The organism is Nitratidesulfovibrio oxamicus (assembly GCF_015731765.1).
GTDB classification, from domain to species: domain Bacteria; phylum Desulfobacterota; class Desulfovibrionia; order Desulfovibrionales; family Desulfovibrionaceae; genus Cupidesulfovibrio; species Cupidesulfovibrio oxamicus.
The window spans coordinates 1-4,515 of sequence record NZ_VRYY01000201.1 but is presented as its reverse complement, the minus strand read 5'-3'; the positions used below and the strand labels follow the sequence as shown (position 1 = coordinate 4,515).

The window sequence follows — 4,515 nt, the reverse complement described above, 5'->3', positions numbered from 1 at the left end:
CGATGCGGGCCACGGCGGCCAGGGTCAGGCGGCGCAGGGCGGCAAGGCCTTGCGGTGACGAGGCCACGGCCAGACGGGACATGACCTCGCTGCCCGCGCCCATCTGGGGGTTCAGCTCCGCGCCATGGGTCACGCGGCGGCCATCCGGGGTCAGGGCCGACCAGTGCAGGGTGGTGGTGCCAAGGTCGATGGCCAGCAACAGGGGCACACCGGTTGCCGGGACCGTGCCGGATGCGGACGTCTGGACGATGTCGGGCGGGTGCGGATTTGCCATCCGCGAGCGGCGCGGGGCCGATCCGGCGGGCAGGGTGAAGGCCATGGCGCAACACGAGCCCGGGGGGCTGGCGGTTGTTCCGCGCGGGTCGGTTTCTTGCGGGGGTCGTGACGGCTGTGGCGATGGCGCAGGTCCGGGCGGGGCGTGGCGGCACAGCAGCCGCCAGCCGTCGGCCAGTTCGGCCAGGGAAAAATGGGCTTCGTCGGCGGGGTGGGGCGCAGGTGTGCCGTGCGTGAAGCGCGCCGCGCAACGCCCGCAGTGGCCAAGGCCGGAACACAACGCGGGCGGGGCCACCTGGCCGCTCATCCACACCAGTTGGGCCAGGGTGCTGGCCGGGCCTGCGGTGGAAGACGCCTGCACGGGCAGGGGCAGATGCACTATGCGTCCGTCCGGCAGGGTCACCTTGGCCACGGCACCAGGTGCGGCGGGGGGGGGCGGCGTGTCAGGGCGACCCGACGTGTCCGACGTGTCGGGGGTGGTTGGCGTGACTGGCGTGCCCTGTCCGCCCTGTCCGTGTGGTCTGGCGGTGGCGCGTCCGGTGACGCACGGTGGTTGTCCTGACGAAAAATGGGGGGACATGCGGCTCCCTGGCAGGGCGTCCAAGATGGTTCCTTGCCTGCAACTGCCCCAAGACGCAGCATATGGCAAGTGGCCAGAGGTTGCGGCTTGGGCGGCATCCGTGCCGCGGCGTAGCATCCGGGCACCGTGGCGGCGCGGTCCCGGCATGCCTCCGAGGTTGTCCGGCGTAGCGAAGGAACGGCGCAAGTGCGGTTATCATTGCATATTCAACAATGGTCCTGTACGGTTATGGTATTATTCCGGAGCTTGGCGAAAGGAGTTGGCGCATGGATATGGTGCTCGGCGCAGTGGTCGGCTTTGTGCTGCTGGTGGCGGTGCTGGTTGTCAACCAGCGTTCCAGCGCCGCGCACGAGGAACGACTGCGCGAACTGCATGCCCGACGCCGTGCGTTGGCCGTGGACCTGCGCAAGTTGCAGGAGAACATCCAGCAGCTCAAGGTGGTGGAGTACGAACTGGGCCGAAGGCTGGCAGAAGCCGACAAACGCGCCACCCAGGCCATGGAGGTGCGCAGGCAGCGCGATGCGCACCAGCAGGCAAGCCAGTTCGACTCCATTCTCGACGTGCTGCTGCACGAGCGGCTGTTGACCGCGGAGCAGCTGGGCAAGGCCCGCAGTTACAAGGAACAGACCCGCTCGCAGTACCCGCTTTCCGAGATCGTGACCATGCTCGACTACGTCAAGGCCGACGTGGTGCAGCGCATGCGCCTTCGCTATCCCAGGCTGCCCGACGAATAACGGAAGCGGCCCGCCGGACGCCCTTCTGTTCATCCAGCCCGATCGCAGGCTTTCGCGGCGGGCTGGCCGGTGTCTGTTTGTGCGGCTTGGCGTTCATCTTGCATGAAGTCTGCTGGCGGCAGGATTCTCCCGGTTGCGGCGCATGTTTCGGTATCGATCGGGGCAGGCAGGCCAATGATGAGGCCCGGCTGGCCCGTCAGGTCAGTCCGGCGGGTCGGGCCGACGCTTGACCCCGCCCGCCGTCGCTGCCACTATCCGGTCATTCAGTATTCCACGCGCGAGGAGCCCGCACCCCATGAACAAGATTCTGGCGCAGGACGAGGTCGATGCACTGCTCCGCGGCCTTTCCGGCGGCGAGATAGAGAGCGAGACCGACATACCTGAGGACGACTCGGGCATCGTCCCGTTCGACCTCGCCAACCAGGACCGCATCATTCGCGGTCGCATGCCGGTTCTTGAAATCGTCAACGACAGGTTCGCGCGTCTGTGCACCAACGCGCTGTCCAACACCGTGCGCAAGCGGGTGGAACTGAACCCCATCTCCATCGACATGACCAAGTTCGGCGATTTCATGCGGTCGCTGCCGGTGCCCACCAGCATCAACATCTTCAAGATGGAGCCGCTGCGCGGCAACGCCATCATCGTGGTGGACTCGCGTCTGGTCTTCGCCCTGGTGGAAAATTTCTTCGGCGGCGCGGGTAGCCAGCCCAAGATCGAGGGCCGCGAATTCACCCGCATCGAGCAGGCCATCGTGGACCGGGTGATCAAGATCGCCCTCGACAACATGGAAGAATCGTGGCGTCCGGTGCACGACGTGAGCCTTGAACTGGTGCGCTCCGAGATCAACCCCCAGTTCGCGGCCATCGTGCCGCCCAGCGACGTGGTGGTGGTGATCACCTTTGAAGTTGAACTGGAGACAGCCATCGGATCCATGGTCATCTGCCTGCCGTACGCCACCATCGAACCCATCCGCTCCAAGCTGCACGCCAGCTTCCAGACAGAACGGCTGGAAGTGGACCACGCCTGGGTTTCGCGCCTGAAGGAGCGGCTGCTGGAAACCCCGGTGAACCTCAAGATCCACTTCGGCGAGTCCAAGATTACCGGCAACCAGCTGTTGCGGTTGCAGGTGGGCGACGTGCTGCTGCTCGATACCGACACCGACGACCTGCTGGAGTGCACCGTGCAGGGCGTGACCAAGTTCTGGGGCATTTCTGGCACGGTAAAGGCCAACAAGGCCTTCCAGATCATCAAGGAAGAAGAGCCCCGCTACACCTGATGCGCGGCGGCCATCTCCGGTGTGCCGGGTGCGGTCCCGATTCACCACGGTTCGCCGGGCCTGCCCCTTCCGCCTGATCCCCCAAGATTTCATGCGCAAAGAACGACGGCGCGCCCGAAAGGGTGCGCCGTTTTGCTGCGAAGAGGGATGCGGAAGGGAACGACGGCGAGGTTGCTGCCGCAGCCTTTTGGCAAAGACTGCTTTTGGGACGCCTCCGGTGGCCAGGAACGCCATGCGCAAGGCTCGAAGACTCGTCCGGGGCTGCCGCAGAGGGCCACTCCCCCGCAAGAAACCGGGTGGGTCAACAGTCTGAAGCGGAGCCCCCCCGCTAGTAATGCACGCGGGTCAACGTCAGCCCTTGCGCCGGGGCCGTGGCGGGCGCGGCTTTGCGGTCACGGGCGGCAAGGATGGCGGGCACGGCGTCGGGGTGCAGCTTGCCGCGCCCCACGGCCACCAGCAGGCCCATCATGTTGCGCACCATCTGCTTGAGAAAGCCGTCGGCCTCGAAGTCCCAGGCGATGACGCGCAGGCCGCCTGCGCCGATGTCCGGCGTGCCGACAGCACCTGCCAGCGGCTGTGCGCCCGGCAGCGTGATGCGGGCCGGGGCCTCGCCCTCATTGCGGCGTGCCACCCTGGTCACGGTGCGCACGGTGGTGACGATGTCGGTGCCGGTGTTCTGGAAGCTGGCAAAGTCGTGCATGCCGTGCAGGTACGCGGCGGCGGCGTCCATGGCGTCCAGATTCAGCGGCCCCGTGGCCCACGCAAAGGGGGCCAGCCGGGGAGGTGTCCAGCGCCGTTCCGGCCACAGCCGGTAAGTGTAGGTCTTGCCGCGCGCGTCGAAGCGGGCGTGAAAGTCTTCGGGCACGCGGTCCACGGCGGCCACGGAAATGTCGTCGGGCAGCCCGGCATTGAAGGCGCGCTGCCAGTCCAGGTCCGCCCGGTGGTCGGGCACGTCCATGTGGGCCACCTGGGCCTCGGCATGCACGCCGGAATCGGTACGGCCCGCGCCGTGCAGGCGCACCGGCGCGCCCACGATGCGCTCGGCGATGCGCTCCAGTTCGCCCTGCACGGTGCGCGGCTGCGGGCGGTCGGTACGGGCCTGAATCTGCCACCCGGCCAGCCGGGTGCCCACGTAGGAAACGGTCAGCGCGAGACGGGCCATGCGTTATTCGAGGGGCAGTTGCATGCGGGTGAGCGCCTCTGACAGCTTGGCGGCCTTTTCCGCCTGCACGAAGGTCAGGATTTCGCCCGCCTGCCTGCCACGCATGCCCGCCAGAATCCTGACGGCGATCTTTTCGTCCAGGGTTTCCAGCACTGCCGCCGCCTGCTTGGCCTTCATGTTGGTGTACACGTCCACCAGGTGGCGCAGCTTTTCGTCCTTCATGCCCTGCGCATCCTTGAGCATGGTCTTGATGCGCGCCTCAAGGTCCTGCATCTGGGCCAGCTTGGCGTCCACCTGCTGTTCCAGGCTTTTCAGTTCCTGCTCGCGGCGGCTCAGGTCGTCCTGCTTGCGGTTCAGGGCGTCCATGGCGGCCTGGGCGGCCTGACCGGATTGGGTGCCGGGCTGTGCGGCGGCAGGAGCGGCGGCGCCCGAACCCATGGTCGACGAACCCGGCAGACCGGCGGCTGCGGGCAGGGCGGAAGACGGTGCG

4 protein-coding genes and 1 pseudogene are annotated in these 4,515 nt (G+C 67.1%); 2 read left to right on the top strand and 3 right to left on the bottom strand.

Going from position 1 to position 4,515, the window contains the following annotated elements; translation table 11 throughout:
• Positions 1 to 685, bottom strand: a pseudogene (locus FVW20_RS08155) (ASKHA domain-containing protein); the annotation flags it as partial.
• Between the two features lie 434 nt (positions 686 to 1,119).
• Here FVW20_RS08155 and FVW20_RS08150 point away from each other — a divergent pair.
• On the top strand, positions 1,120 to 1,587 hold the full coding sequence (locus FVW20_RS08150) for a hypothetical protein (RefSeq protein WP_196609023.1): 468 nt from the start codon (positions 1,120 to 1,122) through the stop codon (positions 1,585 to 1,587).
• Positions 1,588 to 1,882: 295 nt separating this feature from the next.
• Positions 1,883 to 2,863, top strand: coding sequence for a flagellar motor switch protein FliM (gene fliM, locus FVW20_RS08145; protein WP_012612527.1), 981 nt, complete (start codon positions 1,883 to 1,885; stop codon positions 2,861 to 2,863).
• 328 nt (positions 2,864 to 3,191) lie between these two features.
• Here the strand turns inward: fliM and FVW20_RS08140 are convergent, their stop codons facing one another.
• A complete protein-coding gene (locus FVW20_RS08140) occupies positions 3,192 to 4,025 on the bottom strand; it encodes a tRNA pseudouridine synthase A (protein WP_196609022.1) in 834 nt (277 codons plus the stop codon).
• 3 nt (positions 4,026 to 4,028) lie between these two features.
• A partial coding sequence (locus FVW20_RS08135; protein WP_372434974.1) for a MotE family protein occupies positions 4,029 to 4,515 on the bottom strand: 487 nt, incomplete at its 5' end.

Bases quoted from the DNA above. Each gene is read 5' to 3' on its own strand.
- FVW20_RS08150 (WP_196609023.1), top strand. From the start codon at position 1,120: ATGGATATGGTGCTCGGCGCAGTGGTCGGCTTTGTGCTGCTGGTGGCG.
- fliM (WP_012612527.1), top strand. From the start codon at position 1,883: ATGAACAAGATTCTGGCGCAGGACGAGGTCGATGCACTGCTCCGCGGC.
- FVW20_RS08140 (WP_196609022.1), bottom strand. From the start codon at position 4,025: ATGGCCCGTCTCGCGCTGACCGTTTCCTACGTGGGCACCCGGCTGGCC.